Raw genomic sequence first — 19,698 nt, 5'->3', positions numbered from 1 at the left:
GAGACAAGCCGCCGCCATGCTCTTCGGTCGCAAGAAACGCAAGCCCATCTCCATCCCGGTCAAGGCCGTGAAGGAATGGAAGTACACCACCTGCAACTACTGCTCGACCGGCTGCGCCATCGAGATCGGCCTGGGTGAAGACGGCAACGTCGTGACCAGCCGCGGCCACGCGGGCGCGGACGTGAACCGCGGCAAGCTGTGCATCAAGGGCCTGCTGGAAGCCGAGCTGTTCACCTCGCCCGGCCGCGGCACGCTGCCGCTGATGCGCGAGAAAGCCCACCTGCCCTTCCAGCCCACGAGCTGGGATGCCGCACTGGACAAGACCGCCGCGAAGATCAAGGAGATCCAGGCCAAGTACGGCCGCGATTCCTTCGCCGTGGTCTCCACCGGCCAGCTGCTGACGGAAGAGTTCTATACGCTGGGCAAGCTGGTGCGTGGCCAGATCGGCACCAACAACTACGACGGCAACACCACGCTGTGCATGGCCTCGGCCGTGTCGGGCTACAAGCGCAGCTTCGGCAGCGACGGCCCGCCCGGCTGCTACGACGACTTCGAGCACACGCACTGCCTGATGGCCTTCGGCTCCAACCTGCCGGAGCAGCACCCCATCATCTACTGGCGCCTGAAGGAGGCGCTGGAGAAGCGCAAGTTCCCCATCATCGTGGTGGACCCGCGCGTGACGATGCTGGCCCAGTTCGCCGACATCCACCTGCCGCTGACGCCCGGCACGGACACCGTCCTCATCAACTCGATGATGCACGTGATCCTGAAGGAAGGCCTGGAGGACAAGGCATACATCGCGGCCCACACGAATGGCATCGAAGACCTGCGCACGCTGCTGCAGGACTACGACCCCAAGACGGCCCAGCACGTCTGCGGCATCGACGAAGACCGCATCCGCCAGGTGGCGCGCCTGTACGCCAAGGCACCGGCCGCGATGAGCATCTGGACCATGGGCATCAACCAGAGCACGCACGGCTCGGACGGCGTGGTCTGCATCAACAACCTCAACCTCATCACCGGCAACATCGGCAAGCCGGGCGGCACCAGCCTCTCCATCACCGGTCAGTGCAATGCGATGGGCACGCGCGAATGGTCGAGCTGCTCGGGCCTGCCGGGCTACCGCCTGCTGGAGAAGGAGAAGGACCGCAAGACGGTGGCGGACTTCTGGGGCATCGACGAGAGCTTCTTCCCGCCCGCGCGCGGCCTGGCGCAGACCGACATCTTCCCGGCCATCGAGACCGGCGAGATCAAGGGCCTGTGGCTGGTGGCCACCAACCCCATGACCTCCATGCCCAACCAGCCGCGCATCCGCAAGGCGATGGAGAAGCTGGAGTTCCTGGTGGTGCAGGATGTCTATGAAGACGTCGAGACCAACCAGCACTCGCACGTCTACCTGCCCGCTGCCGTGTGGGCCGAGAAGGAAGGCTGCCACACCAACACCGAGCGCCGCGTGAACCTCACGCGCAATGTGCTGAAGCCATTCGCGGATTCGAAGCCCGACTTCTGGATCTTCAACGAGATGTCCAAGCGCTTCCAGGACCGCAACGTCATCCACTTCCCGCCGACGGTCGAGGGCGCGTTCAACGAGATGCGCGAGCTCTCCAAGGGCGAGGGCCGCACGCTGGACATCTCGGGCATGACGCACGCCCGCATCGAAGCGGCACGCGGCATCCAGTGGCCGTACAGCGAGGCGCAGGCGGCAGAGGACGAAGCCCGCATCGGCGCCGCCGAGGCCGGCCACTACGACATGCTGCGGCGCCACGACTTCCTCGGCAGTCCGCGGCTTTACGGCGACGGCAAGTTCCAGACGCCCGACGGCCGCGCCAAGCTGATCCCGGTGCGCTTCGTCAACAACAACGAATGCCCCGACGGCGAGTACCCGTTCTGGCTGAACTCGGGCCGCGTGGTGGAGCATTTCCACACCCGGACCCGCACCGGCAAGATCGGCAACTGCAACAAGTTCAGCCCGACGCCGTACATGGAGATGAACCCGGACGCGGCGGCCGAGCTGGGCATCCAGCACCAGAGCTATGTGCGCGTCATCAGCCGCCGCGGCGATGCGGTCGTGATGGTGCAGCTCACGCAGCGCGTGGGCCGCAACATGCTATTCATCCCCTTCCATTTCCACGACTGCGTGAACCGCCTGACGCTGGGCCTGCTGGACCCGTATTCGCGCCAGCCCGCCTTCAAGCAGAACGCCTGCCGCATCGAGCCCATCGACCAGCAGGAAGCCGCGCGTTTGAACCTGGAACGTCGTGCGTTCTAACCAGAGGTGATCCCATGAAGAATGATTTGCCCCTGGACAGCCTGATCGCCGACGCCACCAAGAGCGCCGCACGCCCCAAGAAGATCTGGGAAATCCGCACCGAGGAACAGCAGTACGCGTTCCTGCAGGACAAGGAGATGGCCGAGCGCAACCGCTATGGCCAAAGAATCGACCTGATCGAGCACGTGAAGGCCGAGGCCCCGCACCTGACGCCGGGCCGCTCGATGTTCATCAACGAGAACCCGGCGGTGGGCACCAACCCCAACCGCAACAAGCAGCACGGCTTCTTCTTCACGGCCGACAACTGCATTGGCTGCCACGCCTGCGAGGCCGCCTGTTCCGAGAAGAACGAGAACCCGCCCCACTTGGCCTTCCGCTCGGTGGGCTATGTGGAAGGCGGCAGCTTCCCCGACTACAAGCGCATGAACATCTCGATGGCCTGCAACCATTGCGATGACCCGGTCTGCCTGCGCGGCTGCCCGACGCGCGCCTACACCAAGCACACCGAATACGGCGCCGTGCTGCAAGATCCCGAGACCTGCTTCGGCTGTGGCTACTGCACCTGGGTGTGCCCGTACAACGCGCCGCAGCTGGACCCGGTCAAGGGCCAGGTCTCCAAGTGCAACATGTGCGTGGACCGCCTGGAAGTGGGCTTGAAGCCCGCATGCGTGTCCGCCTGCGTCGGCAATGCGCTGGACTTCGGCGTCATCGAAAACATCCCCGCCAACCGCGAGCAGGCGCGCGTGGAGATCCCCGGCTTCCCGTCGCCCGAGATCACCCACCCCAACATCCGCTTCCAGCAGATCCGACAGCTGCCGGACGAGATGACCCGCACCGACTCCATGCCGGTGAAGTACCACAAGGACGGCGAAGGCCGCTACCGCCCCGCCATCGACCAGAAGCTGGGCAAGGAGCGCCACTGGAACCTGAAGCGCCTGTCCTCGCGTGAGAACCCGCTGGTGCTGTTCACGCTGGCCGCGCAGATGGCCGCCGGCACCTTCGGCCTGATGTTCCTCGGCGCGCAGCTGGGCCTCGACGGCTTCACGGCATTTGCCGCGTCGGCCATGTACGTGCCGCTGGCCATGCTGTGCTTCGGCCTCGTCGCCTTCGGCCTGTTCATGTCGACGATGCACCTGGGCAAGCCGCACCGCTTCTACCGCGGCTTCAACAACCTGCGCCATTCGCCGGTGTCGCGTGAGGGCCTGGGCATCGCCGTCTTCATGGCCGGCATCGGCGCGCACATCGCGTTCAGCCTGCCGGCCAACACGGTCTTCGCGGGCCTGTTCCAGAGCGTGTTCGGCGTCACGCCCGACGCCATCGTGCCCGCCTGGCTGACGAGCGCCGCCGCCACCGGCGCCGGCTACTTCGCGATGGCCGGCAGCGCCGCAGGCCTGTACTACATGTACCGCTGCTACCGCATCAAGGCCCGCCCGTTCTGGAACCACTGGCAGACCGGCACCTCCTTCGGCGGCAACATGCTGTCGCTGGGCGGCCTGCTGGCCGGCACCGTGCTGGTGGCTACGCTGGGCTTCACCGGCGAGAGCTTCACGCTGGTCGTCCGCGTCGCCGCTGCCGCGCTGTGCGTGGGCCTGCTGCTGGAAAGCGTCGGCCTGTGGGCCCATGGCAAGGACATGGGTAGCGCCGAACACGAAGGCGGCGCCGCGCACTATGTGCTGAGCACCACCTTCGGCAAGACCTACACGCTGCGCAACACGCTGCTGGGCCTGAACCTGCTCCTGGCCGCCGGCCTGCTGGCCAGCCTGCTGGCCTTTGACGGCGTGCACCTGCTGCAGCTCGCCGGCCTGGCCGTGTCGGGCCTGACGCTGGTCGCCACCGCACTGATGGGCCGCGCGCTGTTCTACGTGCTGGTCATCCCGACCACGATGCCCGGCGCCTTCTTCTGGAAGAACAAGGGCTTCGAGCAGCACGCCCGCGACATCGGCCTGGCGAACATGCCGCAAGTGGGCGTCGCACCGCTGAAGCACTGACCATGAAGCTCGCCGACCTGCCCGGCCGCCGCTGCCTCGTCGGCATCAACTACTTCGACCTGGACGGCACGCTGCTGCGGCAGCGCCAGTTGGGCGGCGAGATCCAGAAGGTCGATGCCGAGCAAGGCATCACGCTGGCGCTGCTGCCGAGCGGCGAGTTCGTGCTGCCGCCCGACCTACGCGCCTGGTTCACCGCCCCGCCCGGCCACTACCGCGACGCACCGTCGGGCCTGGACGTCGAGAACCCCGACTACCTCGTCACCTGGGACGTCCACCGCACACAGAGCAATTTCGAGGAAGGCCAGCACGAGTGGTGGGACTGGGTGCCCAACACCGAGCGGCCGCAGGTGGGCTCACCCACGGAGGTCCTGCAATGAACAGCGCAACCCACACCGTCTCCCTCGTCGGCGCCGGCCCCGGCGACCCGGAACTGCTGACCGTGCGCGCGCTAAAGCGCATCGAGGCGGCCGACGTCGTGCTGGCCGACGATCTGATTGACCCGCGCGTGCTCGCGCTCGTGAAGGGCCGGCTGCTGCGCGTCGGCAAGCGCGGCGGCTGCATCAGCACCGACCAGCACTTCATCCACGCGCTGATGATCAAGGAGGCCCGCGCCGGCCAGCGCGTCGTGAGGCTCAAGGGCGGCGACCCCTTCGTGTTCGGCCGCGGTGGCGAGGAGGCAGATGCGCTGCGCGAGGCCGGCCTTCAAGTCGAGGTGGTCAGTGGCCTGACCAGCGGCATCGCCGGCCCGGCCTCGGTGGGCATTCCCGTCACCGACCGCCGCGCGTCGCCCGGCGTCGTCCTCGTCACCGGCCACCCCGGCGAAGGCCGCGCCGAGCCCGACTGGGCGGCGCTGGCGCGCACTGGCCTGACGCTGGTCATCTACATGGGCGTTGCTCGCGCGGCCCACATCACGGCCCGGCTGCTGGCCGCCGGCCTGCGTGCCGATCTGCCGGCCGCCATCGTCAGCGCGGCCCACACGGCGCAACAGCGCCACGCGGTGACGACGCTGGCCGGCCTGCCCGACTGCATCGCGCGTGAGGGGCTGAAGAGCCCGGCGCTGCTGGTCATCGGCGAAGTGGCCGCGCATGCGGCGGCCAGCGATATCGAGCGTCTCGTCAGTTCAGCTTGAACGAGGACACCAGGCCGGCCAGCTTCACCGCCTGCTCCTTCAACGACTGAGCCGCCGCGGCGGACTGCTCCACCAGCGCGGCGTTCTGCTGCGTCATCTGGTCCAGCTGCGTGACGGTGCCGTTGACCTGTTGCAGCCCCGAGCTCTGCTCGGCGGCCGCCGCACTGATCTCGCCAATGATGTCGGTCACTCGCTGCACGGAGCCGACGATGTCGGTCATCGTCGTGCCCGCGTCGTTGACGAGATGGGTGCCGGCCTCTACGCGCTCGACGCTGGCGCCGATCAGCGCCTTGATCTCGCGCGCGGCCTCGGCCGAGCGCTGCGCCAGCGAGCGCACCTCGCCCGCCACCACGGCAAAGCCTCGGCCCTGCTCACCGGCCCGCGCGGCCTCCACCGCCGCGTTCAGCGCGAGGATGTTGGTCTGGAAGGCGATGCCGTCGATGGTGCCGATGATGTCGCCGATCTTCTTGCTGGCCGTGTTGATGTCGCCCATCGTCGAAACGACCCGCGCGACCACCTCGCCACCGCGCCCGGCCGTCTCGGCGGCGGCACCGGCGAGCTGCTTGGCCGTCATGGCGGCATCGGCGCTCTGGCGCACCGTACCGGTCAGCTCGGTCATCGCGCCAGATGCCTGCTGGAGGTTGGACGCCGTCTGCTCGGTGCGCTGCGAGAGATCCATGTTGCCGGTGGCCACCTCGCTGGACGCGACCTGGATGCTCTCCGCCGACTCGCGCACCTGGCCCACGATACCGGACAGCGACCGCTGCATGGCCGCCAGCGCCTGCATCATCGCGGCCGATTCGTCGCTGCCTGCGACCTCCGGAGCGCGCGACAGGTCGCCCTGCGCCATGCGCTCGGCAAAGCGCTTGGCCGCCGTCAGCGGGCCGATGATGGACCGCGAGAGCTGCACCGCCAGCACGCCGCCCACGACGACGCAGACCGCGAACGCCACGAGGAAGCCGAAGAACAGACGCCCCACCAGCGTGTCGACCTTGGCGAACACCTCGTCGCCACGCTTCTTCAGCTCGGCCTCGATGTTGATCAGCATCGCCAGCGCCGGCTCGTAGGCGGTGTCAGCGGCCTTCATGTCCTCCATCGCGGACTGCGCGTCGGCATGGCCGTCGGCGGCCAGCTTGTCGGCCACCGGTGTGACGGTCTTGCGGTAGTCCGCGATCAGTCCGCGGAACTTGGCCAGCGCCTCGCGGCTCTTGTCCTCGGTGCTTATGGCGCCGAAGTCGTCCATCGCCTTGTCCAGCCCGGCCTGGGCCGCGTCCCAGTCCTTGCGCGCACGGGTGATGGCTTCCTTGTTGAATATGGATGCGACCAACGTGGCCGTCGCGGCCTTGCTGCCCAGCAAGTGGCTGCGCGCCGCCACGGTGATGTTGGAGGCCGGGATGAGCTTCTGCGTGATGCCCTGGATGGCCTTCTCGGACACCTTCAGCCCGACGCCGCCGACGGCCACGGTCAACGCCGTCAACACGAGGATCAGGCCGAAAGCGAGCCAGAGTCGGGCCCGGATGTTCAAACGACGCAGCATGGCTCCTCCGCAGCAGATCGACGTTGATATCTCAGGGATTGAAGCAGAAAAGCTCATGGATCATCAGATGACAACGCCGCGGTTCCTGCAGGATTTCTCGGTCGCGCGCCTGGCGCGCCTCGGTTCGACCGACAACGTCCGCAGTCTGCCCAGGACCTGGCGGCTCGACCTGCTGGTAGGCTCGCGCCATCGTTCACGCCACGGCCCCCCATGAGCTTCCTGGCCATCGACATCGGCAACACCCGACTGAAATGGGCCGTCTACGACGACGGCGCCCAGCCCGGCGCGCAACCGCTTCAGCATGGCGCGGTCTTCCTGGAGAACATCGACCGCCTGGCCGACGAGGACTGGCAAGGCCTGGCTCCGCCGCGGCGCATGCTGGGCAGCAACGTTGCGGGCGATGCCGTGCGCCGGCGCGTCGAGGAGCAGATGGAGCACTGGGACCTGACGGCCCGCTGGGTTGTTCCCGCCCCCGAGACGGCCGGCATACGCAACGGCTACGACCATCCGACCCGGCTGGGCGCCGACCGCTGGGTGGCCGTCATCGGTGCGCACGCCCACGCGCGCCAGCGCGGCTTCGACGGGCCGGTACTGACGGTCATGGTCGGCACGGCCGTCACGGTGGACGCGCTGTCCAGCGACGCACAGTTCCTCGGCGGCCTGATCCTGCCGGGCCACGGCATCATGCTGCGCGCGCTGGAAGGCGGCACCGCCGGCCTGCGCGTGCCCACCGGCGAGGTGCGCGACTTCCCCACCAACACCAGCGACGCGCTGACCACCGGCGGCACCTTCGCGATCACCGGCGCCATCGAGCGGATGTACCGGCTGCTGCATCAGCGCGAAGGGCGCGCGCCGCTGCTGCTGATGACCGGCGGCGCGGGCTGGAAGGTCGCGCCGGCGGTGGACGTGCCGCACGAACTCGTCGAAGGGTTGATCTTCGACGGGTTGTTGGCGATCAACGCGGCGCCACGAATCTGAGTGCGCTGGCAACATGCTCAGCCTGGGTGCTGCGCAAATAGAGTTCTGTTGCCTCGGCGCGACCCGACCTAACGCCAGCCGCAGGCTGGTTCATGTGGCTTCAGCCTCAATGCCGCCGGCGACGCGCTGCCAGCAGCTGGCGGGCTGCATCAATGCCCGCCACGTCCGCACGGCGCAGACAGGACTTAGCGCAGGTCGCGGCACTCCGGCCACTCGGCCCTGGCCAGCGGAATCAGGCGTGCGAAGGCAGGCTGATCCATCAGCAGCTTGAAGACCTGATCGGCCAACGACTTCCCTGCATCTGAATCGGCCTCGAAGTGCACGCCCGCCACCTCGCGGTTATAGGCGATGTCGTCGGCAATCGCGATCAATTCCTGCCGGAGCTTTGGAAACAGCTCGGCCAGCACCAGGGCGTAGATGCGTGACTGCGCAGCATGGCCGCTGGGATATGACGGGTGGCCTGGGAAGTCCGGATCCGGCTTGGCGAACATCGGCCGGATGTCGGGCTCGTACGCGCTGGGCCGTGCCGCATTGAACTCGGTCTTGAAGTAGAAGACCACCGCCAACAAGTCGCCGTTGGCCGCCGACATCAGCGCCGACGTCGCAGGACACTTCAAAGGCACGGCACGCCGTTGACGCAAAAGCGTGAACATGCCTGTGGTGACGTCCTGAGCCTGGGCGGCGATGGCATGCGCTCGCTTGGATCGATCCAGGCGTGCCACTTTCTCTTTCTTCAGATCAGCCGCCAGCCTTTTGGCGCTGGGTGGCTCGAGAGTGACTCGTCGCTTCACCAACCAGTCGGTCGGCAGGTGCTTCAGCTCGCGGGTCATGAAGTCTCGAAGCGGCTCGCTCCAATCTTCAGCCGGGAATGGTTTGAGGGAACTGGCCATGTTTCGTCTCGGTTCTGGAGCGGGATTCGGCCCGCCGTTACGGCGGGCCGAAGCGTCAAGGGCTCAACCCTTGTCGATCAAACGGCGAATTTCATCCGCGTCGAAAGCCCGCCACAGGGTGCTCGAAAAAGAGTCCGGCTGTTTGGTCACGGTGAAGACACCGACGCCCATTCGCAGCGCGACCGATGAGTACTCACAAGCGGCCCCTTCGGCCTTTGCCTCGCCACCGTGCACCAATACGCGTTTCACCTTAGGCCACAACGCCTCGATCTGGCCCGCTGTCAGGCCCGACACTTGCAAGGTTGCCGCGCCAGCAGATACCTCTTTGACCTCCGCCACCATCGGCGCTGAAATGGCCAGCAAGTCGGACTCACCGATTTGGACTTCCAGAGAAACAGCAATCTTCGTCATCACATCTCCCGAGGTTGAGTTGAAGAACCGAGCCAGCAGCACACTGCCAAGCCGCGCGCAGGATATCGAGCAGGCCGGCGCATGAACAGCGGCCAAAAGGCTCATCCCTTCGTCGCATGGCTGCTCATGCTCGCGCTAGGCACGATGCTGTCGGCCGACAGCGCGCCCCGGCTTTCACGCATCGACGTGGCCTACCTCGGTCGCATTTCGCCCGAAGTCGACATGCCCTATCAGTACTTCGCCGCGGCTCTGCAAGGCATGCCCGTCGCGTTGCGCTCGCGCTTGAGGGTCAGGTTCATCGCGGCGATGACCACGGACAGCTGGCGATTCGACGCCGCGGCACTGGAAGCCCTGCAGATGCGGCCGGCTGCCATCATTGCGCCCAACACCGCCGCGGCCCGCGCATTCAGGCGCCATCACGCCGCGATGCCGCCCGTGGTGTTCGCGAGCTTCATGGACCCGGTGCTCTATGGCGTCGTGGCGTCCACCTCGCCGCGCGCCGAACCGATCACCGGCATCTGGATCACCGACGACCTCGATGCCAAGAGGCTGGAGTTGCTGCAGGACGCCTACCCTGGTATCAAGAAGGTGGCTGTGCTGATGGACAAGGACTGGGCGAAGAACAGCGACGCAGCCGCCCGGCTGGCCGGCGCCGGGACGCAGCTTGGGCTGCAGGTCACGCTGCTGTTCGCCGAAGATGCCGAGGAAGCCACGCGCGTGTTGGACGGCCTCGCGCCAGACGACTTCGATGCCTGGCTGCTGCCGCCGACCGGGCTTGCGTACTTGAGTTCGGAGCCTCTGCTGGCCCGGCTGCGGACATGGCGCAAGCCCGTCATCACCGGCAGCACCGGTGACGTGACGGCGGGCGCGCCGCTTTCTTATACCGTCGACGACAGCTTCCGCTTCGCTGCCATGGTCGACCTGCTGCGCCGCGTGTTGGAGGGCGAGCCACCCGGCGCGATCCCGATCCAGCGGCCGCCGCCACCCAAGCTTGCCGTCAACGCGACCCCGCGGGACGGATTTCCGATGCCGGCGCCCGGCATCCTGAAGAGAGCCGACATCGTCGTCGCCCGCTGAGGATGTGGACCGGCTGGCTACGTCGCAGAACCTACCGCCCGCTGGCGCGGCGATTCGCCGTCTGGATGAGCGGGTTGACGCTCAGCCTGCTGCTGATGCTGGGCGCTACCGAAAGCTATTTCGGCTACGTCCAGTCCGTGGAACGCATCGAGTTCGCCCAGGAACTCCAGGCCCACGCTGCTGCCCGCGAGGTGGCTGTCTTCATGGAATCCATCCACGCCGGCTTGCGGGGCGTCACCAAGTTGCCTTGGACGCGCCCCGACTTCGATGTTCGCGAGCGTCGTCAGGAGTTCCACCGACTGATGCAAGGCATCCCCGCGGTGATATCGCTGCAGGCAGTCGATCGCTGGGGGCGTGAGCGGTTGATGATTTCGCGCGAGGCAGTCGACCGCGTGGACACGCTCATCAAGGTCCCGGAAGCCAACCTCGCCACCGAAGCGCGCGTGGGTGAGATGCGCACCGGCCGAACCTTCTTCCGTGACGGCGCGCTGCCGATGGTCCGCATCGGCGCTGCCGATGACCAAGGCGGCGTCGTGGCCACCGTCGACCTGCGCCTGCTCGGCGACATCGTGTCCAACCTGCGCCTGCGAGATGGTGCGCTGTCCTATGTGCTGGACGGCAGCGGCATGCTGATCGCGCACCCCAGATCGACGCACGTGCTCGCGCAGCGCGACTTGTCGCGGTCGGCGGTGTTTTCCTCGGCGCGGCAGGCCGCCGCCAGCAGCACCATGCTGCTGCTCGGCGTGGCGGCCCAAGATATGTCGGGCGAGCCTGTCATCGCCACCGCCGTACGCATTCCGGGCACGGACTGGATGGTCGTCATGGAGCAGGCGCGCAGGCTCGCACTGAGGCAGGCCTGGGCCACGCTGACCCGTACCCTTGCACTGATGGCCTTGGGGGGGCTCGCCGCCGTGCTGATCGGCGTCGCATTCGCGCGCAGGATGGCTGCGCCGATCGTGCAGTTGCGCAACGCCACCTCGCGGATTGCCGCAGGCGATCTTGCGACCACGCTGACCGTTCAACGGCAGGATGAGATCAAGGACCTCGCCAACGATTTCAATCGCATGGTGTTTCAGCTGCGCGAGCTCTACGCCAGCCTGGAAGCCAAAGTCACCGAACGCACCGCCGAACTTTCCGACGCCCGTGACATCCTCGCTGCCCGCGCCGAGGAGCTTTCTCAACTGAAAGACGAAGCCGAGCGCGCCAACGCCGCCAAGACCCGCTTCCTCGCCGCCGCCAGCCACGACCTGCGGCAGCCCATGCATTCCATCAGCCTGCTGCTGGGGGTGCTGCAGAGCCGCCTGGACAGCCTCGAGCACGTGGCGTTGGCCGACAAGATCCAGTCGTCCGTCGCGACGATGGAGAGCCTGTTCAGCAACCTGCTGGACATCTCCAAGCTGGATGCCGGCGCCATGCAAGCGCATGTGGAGGACGTGAACCTGGGCTGGCTGCTGCATCGGCTGGAGCAGACCTGGGCGCCGCAGGCGACCGACAAGGGGCTGAAGCTGCGCGTGCGGACCTGCAACGTCGTGGTCAAAGGCGATGCCGCCTTGCTGGAGCGCATCATCGGCAACTTGCTCTCCAACGCGATTCGCTACACGCGCCGGGGTGGGGTGCTGGTGGGCTGCAGGCGACGCGCCGCGGCCGTGGAGCTACAGGTGTGGGACACCGGGCCGGGCATCGCCCCGCGCTACCGCGACGCCATCTTCGAGGAGTTCTTCCGCATCGATGCGCCGGGCATGGGCCAGGAGAAGGGGCTGGGGCTGGGGCTGTCCATCGTGCAGAGGTGCGCCCACCTGCTAGGTTATGGATTGAGCGTGGACAGCCGCGTGGACCATGGCACCGTGTTCCGCCTGACGCTGCCCCTCTCGGCAGCCACGGCCTCGCTGCCTCGCATCCCGCCTCGGCTGTCCGCGAGCCAGCGGGCGCTGGAGGGACGCTTCGTCGTCGTGGTCGACGACGAGGATCTGAACGCACAAGCGCTGGTGGATGCACTGCAGGCCTGCCGCTGCCACGTGGTGGCCGCCGAATCCTGCGATGCCATGCTGGCGCAGTTGCAGCAGCACCTGCGCGTGCCCGACGTCATCGTCACCGATTACCAGCTCGGCGGCGGTCGCGACGGCTTCGAGGTCATTTCACGGCTGCGCCAGCACTATGACGACGACATCCCGGCCCTGATGGTGACGGCCAACACGGACGCGTCGCTGCAGGGCCGCGCGGCCGAGCATGGCACGCGGCTGCTGCACAAGCCCATCGGACTTCAACGGCTGCTGGAGGCGATGGAAGCTTCGCTCAGGCCGGCCGGCACCTCCTGAGCCGGCTCGTCGAAGCGAAGGCCCAACCGGCTCGCCGCGAGCACGGCCTGCGTGCGCGTGGTCACGTTGAGCGCACGCAGCACCGCCGACGTGTGCGCCTTGACGGTGCTCAGCGACAGGTTCAACTGCCGCCCGATGAGCTTGGCCGGCTTGCCTTGGAGCAGCAGGTGTAGCACGTCGGCCTGGCGCGGGGTCAGCCCCAATTCGCCTGGCCGTCGCCCCGAAGGCGGGGCGGGCGCGGCCAGGGCCGGCGGCGCGCTGACTGCGGGCGCTGCACGCGCCGCCAGGAACACGGAAGGCGGCAGGTAGATCCCGTTGGAGAGGATGAGGCGCAGCGCGCCGAGCATCACCTGCGATGTCGAGCTCTTGGGGATGAATCCCATGGCCCCGGCGTCCAACGCGGCCATCACGGTGTCCTTGTCATCCGCCGACGACATGACGACAACCGGCACGGCCGGATGCTCCTGCCTCAGGTGCTTCAGGCCGTCCAGGCCCGACAGACCCGGCAGGTTGAGGTCGATGAGCACCAGGTCGGCATCGCCACGTTGGCCCAGCAGCGCGAAGCCCTCCTCGCAGCTGCCGGCCTCCCAGGTCTCCAGTCCCTCCACGAGAGGTTTCAGCAGCAGTGCGACGCCCTCTCGGAACAAAGGGTGGTCGTCGATCAGCAGAATCTTCATTGGCAGTCTCCCCGCTGCAGTCGATGGTATCGAGACAGGGCGTTGCTGGCGGCACTCCTTGGACCCACCCGTTTGGCCTATCCCTCTGGCCAATGGCGGGCGCCCCCGGCGTTCACCACACTTGATGACAAGAGACGGCGCCGTCGCGTCGCAGAAGCTCAGGGGATGCCATGTTTCACACTGCTGCTGAACGCACATCCGGCCAGCCGGCCCAACCGCACCACGTGCTAGGTGCCCTTCCACAGCCGCTGCTGGTGTTGCTGCCGGACAGGCGCCTGTTTTTCGCCAATGCCAGTGCCGGGCATCTGCTCGACCAGGGCCTGGGGCAGGTGCGTGCGGGTCACCTGATGAGCCTGGGCCAACTCAACGCCCAGCGTCTCGCCGACATGCTGGCGCTGGCCGCCGGAGGCACGTCTTCCCGAATCGGGCTGTGGTTCACGCCCGGCCTGGACACTGGCTGGTTGCATGCGGCGCCGCTGGCACCCGCAATTGCGATCGCGTCGGATTGGCCCGAGGGCAGCGTGCTGCTGGCCGTGCACCTGGACCAGCCCGCGCTGACGCAGGCCGCACGCATCGATGCACTGACGCGCCAGTGTCGCCTCAGCCAGGCCGAGCGCCACGTGCTGCTGCTGCTGGCCGATGGCGAGCCGGTGGAGGCCACGTCCAAGCACCTGGGCCTTTGCGTCAGCACGGTCCGCAGCCACGTCCGCAACCTGCTCGGCAAGACCCAGGCGCCGTCGCTGATGCAGCTGTTGCGCTGGACCGGCAGCGCGTCCGCGCTGCCGCACTGACTCGCCTCAGAGGATGAAGCGGCTCAGGTCCTCGTTGGCGGCCAGCGCGCCCAGCTTGCCGTCAACCGCCGCACCGTCCAGCGACACGGTCTGGCCGCCGCGGTTGGGAGCGTCGAAGCTGATCTCGTCCAGCAACCGTTCCATGACGGTGGCCAGGCGACGCGCGCCGATGTTCTCGGTGCGCTCGTTGACCTCGAACGCGATCTGCGCCAGGCGGCGGATGGCGTCGGGCTGAAGCTGCAGCGTCACGCCTTCGGTGGCCATCAGCGCCTGGTACTGCTTCACCAGGCTGGCATGCGTGCTGGTCAGGATGGCCTCGAAGTCGGCCACCGACAGCGAGTCCAGCTCCACGCGGATGGGCAGCCGGCCCTGCAGCTCAGGGATCAGGTCGCTGGGCTTGCTGAGGTGGAAGGCGCCGCTGGCGATGAACAGGATGTGGTCGGTCTTGACCAGGCCGTACTTGGTGGACACCGTGGTGCCCTCCACCAGCGGCAGCAGGTCGCGCTGCACGCCCTGGCGCGACACCTCGGCGCCGCCGGTCTCCTGGCGCGACGCAACCTTGTCGATCTCGTCGATGAAGACGATGCCCATCTCCTGCGCATTGGTCAGCGCGGCGGAGCGGATCTCCTCCTCGTTGACCAGCTTGGCGGCCTCTTCGTCGACCAGCAGCTTGAAGGCCTCGGCGATCTTGAGCTTGCGCGTCTTCTTCTGCCCGCCGCCGAACTGGCTGAACATGCCCTTCAGCTGCTCGGCCATGTCTTCCATGCCGGGCTGGTTGCCGAACGGCCCCAGCAGCTCCACGCTGGGCTTGGGCGCCAGCAGGTCCAGCTCGATGTCCTTGTCGTCCAACTGCCCTTCACGCAGCTTCTTGCGGAAGTTCTGGCGCGTGGCGTTGTCGGCCTCGCTGCCGGGCAGCAGCACGTCCAGGATGCGATCCTCGGCGGCGTCCTCGGCGCGCGTCAGGCAGCGGCGCGTTGCCACCTCGCGCTCTTCCTTCACAGCCACCTCAACGAGGTCGCGGATGATGGAGTCCACGTCCTTGCCGACATAGCCCACCTCGGTGAACTTGGTCGCCTCGACCTTGATGAAGGGCGCGCCGGCCAGCTTGGCCAGGCGGCGCGCTATCTCGGTCTTGCCCACGCCGGTGGGCCCGATCATCAGGATGTTCTTGGGCGTGATTTCGCCGCGCAGCTTCTCGTCCACCTGCTGGCGGCGCCAGCGGTTGCGCATCGCAATGGCGACGGCGCGCTTGGCGGCCTGCTGGCCGACGATGTGGCGGTCCAGCTCGGAGACGATCTCTTGAGGTGTCATCGAACTCATTCGAGCACCTCCAACGTGTGGTTCATGTTCGTGTAGATGCAGATCTCGCCGGCGATCTCCAGCGACTTCTTGACGATGTCGGCCGCGCCCAGTTCGGTGTTGGCCAGCAGCGCCTTGGCGGCGGCTTGCGCGTACGCACCGCCGGACCCGATGGCCACGATGCCCTGCTCGGGCTCCAACACGTCGCCGTTGCCGGTGATGATGAGCGAGGCGCTCTTGTCGGCCACGGCCAGCATGGCTTCCAGGCGGCGCAGCACGCGGTCGGTGCGCCAGTCGCGCGTCAGCTCGACGGCGGCGCGCACCAGGTGGCCCTGGTGCTTCTCCAGCTTGGCCTCGAAGCGCTCGAACAGCGTGAAGGCGTCGGCCGTCGCGCCGGCGAAGCCGGCGAGCACCTGGTCGCGGTAGAGCTTGCGCACCTTGCGGGCGCTGGCCTTGACGATGGTGTTGCCCAGCGTGACCTGGCCGTCGCCACCGATGGCGACCTGCCAGCCGGTGGGCGTCTGACGGCGCACCGAGACGATGGTGGTGCCGTGATAGACGGCGGCGGAAGAGGATTCGGAAGACATAGGGCCTCCAGATGGGGGCGGAGGCCCACGATGCAAGATCAGTTGATCCGCACCTTGACCTTCGCGTGCTCGTTGATGCCCATCGCGCCGAAGAACAGCGCGACGAGGCGATGCGCGTCGGTGAAGACCACCGAGCGGTTCTCGGTGCGGCGCTGCAGCACCCAGTTCAGCAGGTCGCCCGCGGCCATGAAGTCCAGGCGGATCAGTCTGGTGCAGCAGATGCTGATGAGGCTGGCCTCGCCCACCTCGGCGGCCAAGCCGCGCAGCGTCTCGGAGATGTCGCCGCTGAGCTGGCCCATCAGGTCCAGCTGAGCCACGTTGACGTCGGCGACGCTGGTGTCCAGGAAGCTGGACTGCGCCTCGCCCTGCATGGTGCTGTGCACGGGGCTGTTGGTGGACCCGCCCTCGCTGCCGATGCGCACGCGGCATTTGGCGCGCTCCCAGGACGGGGGCGACACCTCGTAGGTCACGCAGTAGTCGATCGCGGCCTCGTCGAACTGGTCGGGGCGGTTGGCCAGGCGCAGCGCTTCCAGGCGCAGCATCCACAGCGCGGGGTCGGTGTCGCGCTCGCCCACCGGAGCCAGTTCCTTGAGCTGGTTCAGGAAGCGGTCGCCGCCCGCCCAGCGCTGGTCCACCTGCTGGTTGGCCCAGTGACGCATCAGCTGGCGCAGCTGGATGGCGGCCTCGATCTCGATGTCGTCCACCGAGCCCCAGTCGAACACCCAGGGCATGGGCAGCGTCTCGCTGCGCTTCTGCAGCACCGACACCTCGTCGGCCGTCAGCGTTGCCGGTGCGGTCCAGCTGACCTGGCCGGCCTTGGCCATCGGCGAGCGGTTGGACTGGCGCGTGGTTTCGGCCACCAGCTTGGGCATGGAGAACCACTGCGGCGCCGACAGGCCGAACTGCTGCGCGTACTCGACGGCCAGCACCTCGAACTTGCCCTGGGCGCCGGTGGCGCGGTAGTGGTCGAACAGCACCAGCCAGGTCTCGCCATGCAGGTTGCGGCTGCCGCCCGGGCGCACCAGTTCGGTCAGCGCGCGCTCGCTGGTGTCGTAGTCGGCATTCGCGAACGCGATGACGGCTTCGTCCAGCTCGGGGTCATGCACGACCTCCTGCACTTCCATGGGCGCATTGGACTCGGCCAGCGTGAACGACAGCGGCATGTCCAGCGGCGGCAGGTCGGGCAGGCGGCTGGGCGGCGAGTCGGACAGCGGCGGAATGGCCGCGCCCATCGTGACGGCGGCCGGCGGCGTCGGCGCGGACAGGCGCTCGACTTCCTTGGGGCTGGAGAACTCGCTGACGCGGCCGCTGGCGCTGTCCACCACGGGCGGTGGCGGCGCGGACACGGTGGACGCGAACGCCACCGGGCGTGTGCTGGTCTCGAAGAAGCCCGGCTGGTGCTTGGGCGCGGCCTGCGTGGTCGCGAAGCTCTCGCCCACCATCTGCTGCTCGATCTCGTCGATCTTGGCCTTCACGCCCAGGTCGATCTTGGAGCTGGGCTCGCTGATGCGCTCGTCGTCGCCCAGCTTGGACGGCGACGCGGCCAGCGCGGCGAGCTGCTCGGGCGTCAGCCCCTCGCGGCGGATGCGGCGCAGCATGTCGAGTTCGCGCTTGCGCACGAAGTCGTTGCGGCGCTTGCGCTCCACCATGGCGCGCAACTCGGCCTTGGCCAGGTCGCCCTCGGGGTCGTCCTGGCGCGAGTTGATTTCCGACCAGTCCGTGGTCGGATTGGCGACAAAGCGCGCGACCTTGCGGAAGAAGCTGTCGCCTTCCTTCGGATCTGCGGGCTTGGTGTCTGCCATGGCGAGAGCTTAATCTCCAAACATCTTCTGCTTCAGCTCGCGGCGCTGCTGCGCTTCGAGCGACAGCGTGGCCGTGGGCCGGGCGATCAGGCGGCCAAGGCCGATGGGCTCGCCGGTCTCGTCGCAGTAGCCGTAGTCGCCGCTGTCCAGGCGGGCGATGGACTGCACGATCTTCTTCAGCAGCTTGCGCTCGCGGTCGCGGGTGCGCAGTTCCAGCGCATGCTCTTCCTCGATGGTGGCGCGGTCGGCCGGGTCGGGGACGATGGTGGTGTCTTCACGCAGATGCTCGGTGGTTTCGCCCGCGTTGGACAGCACCTCGCTCTTCAGCGTCTCGAGCTTCATGCGGAAGAACTCGATCTGCTTGGCGTTCATGTACTCGCCGTCCGGCATGGCCAGCACTTCGGCATCGCTCAGCTCCGCGCCGGGCTTGCTCTTCCAGGCATTGGCCAGCTTGGGGTCGCCCTTGGCGGCCACGCGCGGCGTCTCGTCGGCGTGGTTGGCGCCGCGTGCAGGCGGTTTCGGGGGCGCGAAGCGGTCGGCGAACCGATTCGCCGGCGCGGGCATCTCCAACGTCGCGACGTCGGCGCCAGCATCAGACTTCTTCGCACCCTTGGGTGCCGCAGTTTTCGGGGCCGGGGTCTTGCTCACAATCTTCTCCTCGATCTGGGTGTGCATCGGCGCGGTGTCAGACCTTGATCCCCACTGCATTTCAGCCGGTGGCCCATTTTTGAGCGCGGCGGATTGTAGCCATGCGAATCAAGGCGCCTTCACCCCCCTGAAACCGGTGTCCCAGGGGGCCAAAAAATCACGCCAGACAACCTTCCAAACCTTGCATCAACACGTCCTTGGGCAGGTCGATGCCGATGAACACCATCTTGCTCTGTTTTTTCTCTCCCGGCATCCACCGCGGGCCGAGATCGGACCCCATCATCTGGTGAACACCCTGGAAGATGACCTTCTTGTCCGTGCCTTTCATGTGTAGGACACCCTTGTATCTGAGCATCTTGGGACCGTAGACCTGCACGATGGCGCCCAGGAAGTCCTCCAACTTGGCCGGGTTGAACGGCTTGTCGGAGCGGAACACGAAGCTCTTGACGTCGTCGTCGTGGTGATGGTGGTGCGGATGGTCGCAGTGCTCGCCATGCTCATGATCGTGGTGGTCGTGATCATGGTGATGATGGTGGTCGTGCGCGTCTGCCTTCAGGAAGTCGGGATCGATCTCCAGCTTGGCGTTCAGGTTGAAGCCGCGCAGGTCGAACACCTTGGCCAGCGACACCTCGCCAAAATGCGCCGTCTGGATGGGCGCGCGCGGGTTCATGTGCTTGATGCGGTGGATCAGCGCCTCCACGGCGGCCGGCTCGACCAGGTCGCTCTTGCTGATGAACAGCTGGTCGGCGAAGCCCACCTGCATGCGCGCCTCCTGGCGCGTGTTCAGTTGCTCGTCGGCGTGCTTGGCGTCCACCAGCGTCAGCACCGAATCCAGCAGATAGGCCTCGGCGATCTCGTCGTCCATGAAGAAGGTCTGCGCCACCGGGCCGGGGTCGGCCAGGCCGGTGGTCTCGATGATGACGCGGTCGAACTGCAGTTCGCCCTTGCGGCGCTTGGCGGCCAGGTCGCTCAGCGTCGTGCGCAGGTCTTCGCGGATGGTGCAGCAGACGCAGCCGTTGCTCATCTGGATGATCTGCTCGTTGGTGTCCGACACCAGGATGTCGGTGTCGATGTTCTCCTCGCCGAACTCGTTCTCGATGACGGCGATCTTCTGGCCGTGGGCTTCGGTCAGCACACGCTTGAGCAGCGTGGTTTTGCCGGCGCCGAGGAAGCCGGTCAAGATGGTCGCGGGAATGAGGCCTTTGGCGGGGGTGGACATGGCGGGGACCGTTTCGAAAGAAGGCAGCCAAGATAGGGGCTCGGCGCCGGGATGCAAGGGGTTGTCAAACCAATCGGCTAT

At 67.2% G+C, this 19,698-nt stretch carries 18 protein-coding genes; 9 read left to right on the top strand and 9 right to left on the bottom strand.

The window, feature by feature from the left end:
- Positions 1 to 16: 16 nt before the first annotated feature.
- The 4 genes from J2X21_RS10475 to cobA are packed head-to-tail and all read left to right on the top strand — an operon-like array spanning position 17 to position 5,386.
- The gene (locus J2X21_RS10475) at positions 17 to 2,269 is read left to right on the top strand and encodes a molybdopterin oxidoreductase family protein (RefSeq protein WP_310328137.1); all 2,253 of its coding nucleotides are present in this window, start codon (positions 17 to 19) and stop codon (positions 2,267 to 2,269) included.
- Positions 2,270 to 2,283: 14 nt separating this feature from the next.
- Positions 2,284 to 4,257: a DmsC/YnfH family molybdoenzyme membrane anchor subunit gene (locus J2X21_RS10470; RefSeq protein WP_310328135.1), complete on the top strand. Its 1,974-nt coding sequence runs from the start codon at positions 2,284 to 2,286 to the stop codon at positions 4,255 to 4,257.
- Positions 4,258 to 4,259: 2 nt separating this feature from the next.
- Positions 4,260 to 4,634, top strand: coding sequence for a hypothetical protein (locus tag J2X21_RS10465; protein ID WP_310328133.1), 375 nt, complete (start codon positions 4,260 to 4,262; stop codon positions 4,632 to 4,634).
- Positions 4,631 to 5,386 (top strand): uroporphyrinogen-III C-methyltransferase, encoded by a 756-nt coding sequence (cobA, locus tag J2X21_RS10460; protein WP_310328131.1) that lies wholly within the window; start codon positions 4,631 to 4,633, stop codon positions 5,384 to 5,386. The genes J2X21_RS10465 and cobA overlap by 4 nt, the downstream gene beginning before the upstream one ends.
- Here the strand turns inward: cobA and J2X21_RS10455 are convergent.
- Positions 5,373 to 6,923 carry a methyl-accepting chemotaxis protein gene (locus J2X21_RS10455; protein ID WP_310328129.1) on the bottom strand — a complete coding sequence of 517 codons (1,551 nt, stop codon included), beginning with the start codon at positions 6,921 to 6,923 and terminating at the stop codon, positions 5,373 to 5,375. The genes cobA and J2X21_RS10455 overlap by 14 nt on opposite strands.
- Between J2X21_RS10455 and J2X21_RS10450 the strand changes: the two genes are divergently transcribed.
- Both J2X21_RS10450 and J2X21_RS10445 read left to right on the top strand, forming a co-directional pair.
- Complete coding sequence (locus tag J2X21_RS10450; protein ID WP_310328127.1) at positions 6,922 to 7,137, top strand: hypothetical protein; 216 nt, start codon at positions 6,922 to 6,924, stop codon at positions 7,135 to 7,137. The genes J2X21_RS10455 and J2X21_RS10450 overlap by 2 nt on opposite strands.
- Positions 7,134 to 7,901, top strand: a complete 768-nt coding sequence (locus tag J2X21_RS10445; protein ID WP_310328125.1) for a type III pantothenate kinase — start codon at positions 7,134 to 7,136, stop codon at positions 7,899 to 7,901. Before J2X21_RS10450 ends, J2X21_RS10445 begins: the two co-directional genes overlap by 4 nt.
- Positions 7,902 to 8,086: 185 nt before the next feature.
- On the opposite strand, the gene J2X21_RS10440 is transcribed toward J2X21_RS10445, so the two are convergent.
- A complete protein-coding gene (locus J2X21_RS10440; RefSeq protein ID WP_310328122.1) occupies positions 8,087 to 8,791 on the bottom strand; it encodes a phosphatase PAP2 family protein in 705 nt (234 codons plus the stop codon).
- A gap of 63 nt (positions 8,792 to 8,854) precedes the next feature.
- Positions 8,855 to 9,202 (bottom strand): hypothetical protein, encoded by a 348-nt coding sequence (locus tag J2X21_RS10435; RefSeq protein WP_310328121.1) that lies wholly within the window; start codon positions 9,200 to 9,202, stop codon positions 8,855 to 8,857.
- Between the two features lie 81 nt (positions 9,203 to 9,283).
- Between J2X21_RS10435 and J2X21_RS10430 the strand changes: the two genes are divergently transcribed.
- Both J2X21_RS10430 and J2X21_RS10425 read left to right on the top strand, forming a co-directional pair.
- Complete coding sequence (locus J2X21_RS10430; RefSeq protein WP_310328120.1) at positions 9,284 to 10,279, top strand: ABC transporter substrate binding protein; 996 nt, start codon at positions 9,284 to 9,286, stop codon at positions 10,277 to 10,279.
- 74 nt (positions 10,280 to 10,353) lie between these two features.
- Positions 10,354 to 12,594: an ATP-binding response regulator gene (locus J2X21_RS10425; RefSeq protein ID WP_310328117.1), complete on the top strand. Its 2,241-nt coding sequence runs from the start codon at positions 10,354 to 10,356 to the stop codon at positions 12,592 to 12,594.
- Here J2X21_RS10425 and J2X21_RS10420 read toward each other — a convergent pair.
- Entirely contained in the window at positions 12,540 to 13,271 is a 732-nt protein-coding gene (locus J2X21_RS10420) for a response regulator (protein ID WP_310328115.1), read from the bottom strand. The genes J2X21_RS10425 and J2X21_RS10420 overlap by 55 nt on opposite strands.
- A 170-nt stretch (positions 13,272 to 13,441) precedes the next feature.
- Here J2X21_RS10420 and J2X21_RS10415 point away from each other — a divergent pair, with 170 nt between their 5' ends.
- Positions 13,442 to 14,062, top strand: coding sequence for a helix-turn-helix transcriptional regulator (locus J2X21_RS10415; protein WP_310328112.1), 621 nt, complete (start codon positions 13,442 to 13,444; stop codon positions 14,060 to 14,062).
- A 6-nt stretch (positions 14,063 to 14,068) separates the two neighbouring features.
- Here J2X21_RS10415 and hslU read toward each other — a convergent pair whose 3' ends face one another.
- From hslU to J2X21_RS10390, 5 genes are all read right to left on the bottom strand, one after another.
- On the bottom strand, positions 14,069 to 15,382 hold the full coding sequence (hslU, locus tag J2X21_RS10410) for an ATP-dependent protease ATPase subunit HslU (RefSeq protein ID WP_310328109.1): 1,314 nt from the start codon (positions 15,380 to 15,382) through the stop codon (positions 14,069 to 14,071).
- Positions 15,379 to 15,948, bottom strand: coding sequence for an ATP-dependent protease subunit HslV (hslV, locus tag J2X21_RS10405; RefSeq protein ID WP_310328108.1), 570 nt, complete (start codon positions 15,946 to 15,948; stop codon positions 15,379 to 15,381). The genes hslU and hslV overlap by 4 nt, the downstream gene beginning before the upstream one ends.
- 38 nt (positions 15,949 to 15,986) lie before the next feature.
- Positions 15,987 to 17,750 (bottom strand): hypothetical protein, encoded by a 1,764-nt coding sequence (locus tag J2X21_RS10400; protein WP_310328106.1) that lies wholly within the window; start codon positions 17,748 to 17,750, stop codon positions 15,987 to 15,989.
- A gap of 9 nt (positions 17,751 to 17,759) precedes the next feature.
- Positions 17,760 to 18,398 (bottom strand): RNA polymerase-binding protein DksA, encoded by a 639-nt coding sequence (gene dksA, locus J2X21_RS10395; protein WP_310328105.1) that lies wholly within the window; start codon positions 18,396 to 18,398, stop codon positions 17,760 to 17,762.
- A gap of 157 nt (positions 18,399 to 18,555) precedes the next feature.
- Positions 18,556 to 19,617, bottom strand: a complete 1,062-nt coding sequence (locus J2X21_RS10390; protein WP_310328102.1) for a CobW family GTP-binding protein — start codon at positions 19,615 to 19,617, stop codon at positions 18,556 to 18,558.
- Positions 19,618 to 19,698: the final 81 nt, after the last annotated feature.

This window comes from Roseateles asaccharophilus (assembly GCF_031458115.1).
Taxonomy (GTDB): domain Bacteria; phylum Pseudomonadota; class Gammaproteobacteria; order Burkholderiales; family Burkholderiaceae_C; genus Pelomonas; species Pelomonas asaccharophilus_A.
This window is presented reverse-complemented; position numbering and strand designations above follow the sequence as displayed.

What these genes read in the sequence shown, in the direction of transcription:
- hslU (WP_310328109.1), bottom strand. Translation starts at nt 15,382, where the DNA reads ATGAGTTCGATGACACCTCAAGAGATCGTCTCCGAGCTGGACCGCCAC.
- J2X21_RS10470 (WP_310328135.1), top strand. Translation starts at nt 2,284, where the DNA reads ATGAAGAATGATTTGCCCCTGGACAGCCTGATCGCCGACGCCACCAAG.
- J2X21_RS10445 (WP_310328125.1), top strand. Translation starts at nt 7,134, where the DNA reads ATGAGCTTCCTGGCCATCGACATCGGCAACACCCGACTGAAATGGGCC.
- J2X21_RS10465 (WP_310328133.1), top strand. Translation starts at nt 4,260, where the DNA reads ATGAAGCTCGCCGACCTGCCCGGCCGCCGCTGCCTCGTCGGCATCAAC.
- J2X21_RS10435 (WP_310328121.1), bottom strand. Translation starts at nt 9,202, where the DNA reads ATGACGAAGATTGCTGTTTCTCTGGAAGTCCAAATCGGTGAGTCCGAC.
- J2X21_RS10415 (WP_310328112.1), top strand. Translation starts at nt 13,442, where the DNA reads ATGTTTCACACTGCTGCTGAACGCACATCCGGCCAGCCGGCCCAACCG.
- J2X21_RS10450 (WP_310328127.1), top strand. Translation starts at nt 6,922, where the DNA reads ATGGCTCCTCCGCAGCAGATCGACGTTGATATCTCAGGGATTGAAGCA.
- J2X21_RS10455 (WP_310328129.1), bottom strand. Translation starts at nt 6,923, where the DNA reads ATGCTGCGTCGTTTGAACATCCGGGCCCGACTCTGGCTCGCTTTCGGC.
- J2X21_RS10420 (WP_310328115.1), bottom strand. Translation starts at nt 13,271, where the DNA reads ATGAAGATTCTGCTGATCGACGACCACCCTTTGTTCCGAGAGGGCGTC.
- cobA (WP_310328131.1), top strand. Translation starts at nt 4,631, where the DNA reads ATGAACAGCGCAACCCACACCGTCTCCCTCGTCGGCGCCGGCCCCGGC.
- J2X21_RS10400 (WP_310328106.1), bottom strand. Translation starts at nt 17,750, where the DNA reads ATGGCAGACACCAAGCCCGCAGATCCGAAGGAAGGCGACAGCTTCTTC.
- J2X21_RS10475 (WP_310328137.1), top strand. Translation starts at nt 17, where the DNA reads ATGCTCTTCGGTCGCAAGAAACGCAAGCCCATCTCCATCCCGGTCAAG.
- J2X21_RS10430 (WP_310328120.1), top strand. Translation starts at nt 9,284, where the DNA reads ATGAACAGCGGCCAAAAGGCTCATCCCTTCGTCGCATGGCTGCTCATG.
- J2X21_RS10440 (WP_310328122.1), bottom strand. Translation starts at nt 8,791, where the DNA reads ATGGCCAGTTCCCTCAAACCATTCCCGGCTGAAGATTGGAGCGAGCCG.
- J2X21_RS10390 (WP_310328102.1), bottom strand. Translation starts at nt 19,617, where the DNA reads ATGTCCACCCCCGCCAAAGGCCTCATTCCCGCGACCATCTTGACCGGC.
- hslV (WP_310328108.1), bottom strand. Translation starts at nt 15,948, where the DNA reads ATGTCTTCCGAATCCTCTTCCGCCGCCGTCTATCACGGCACCACCATC.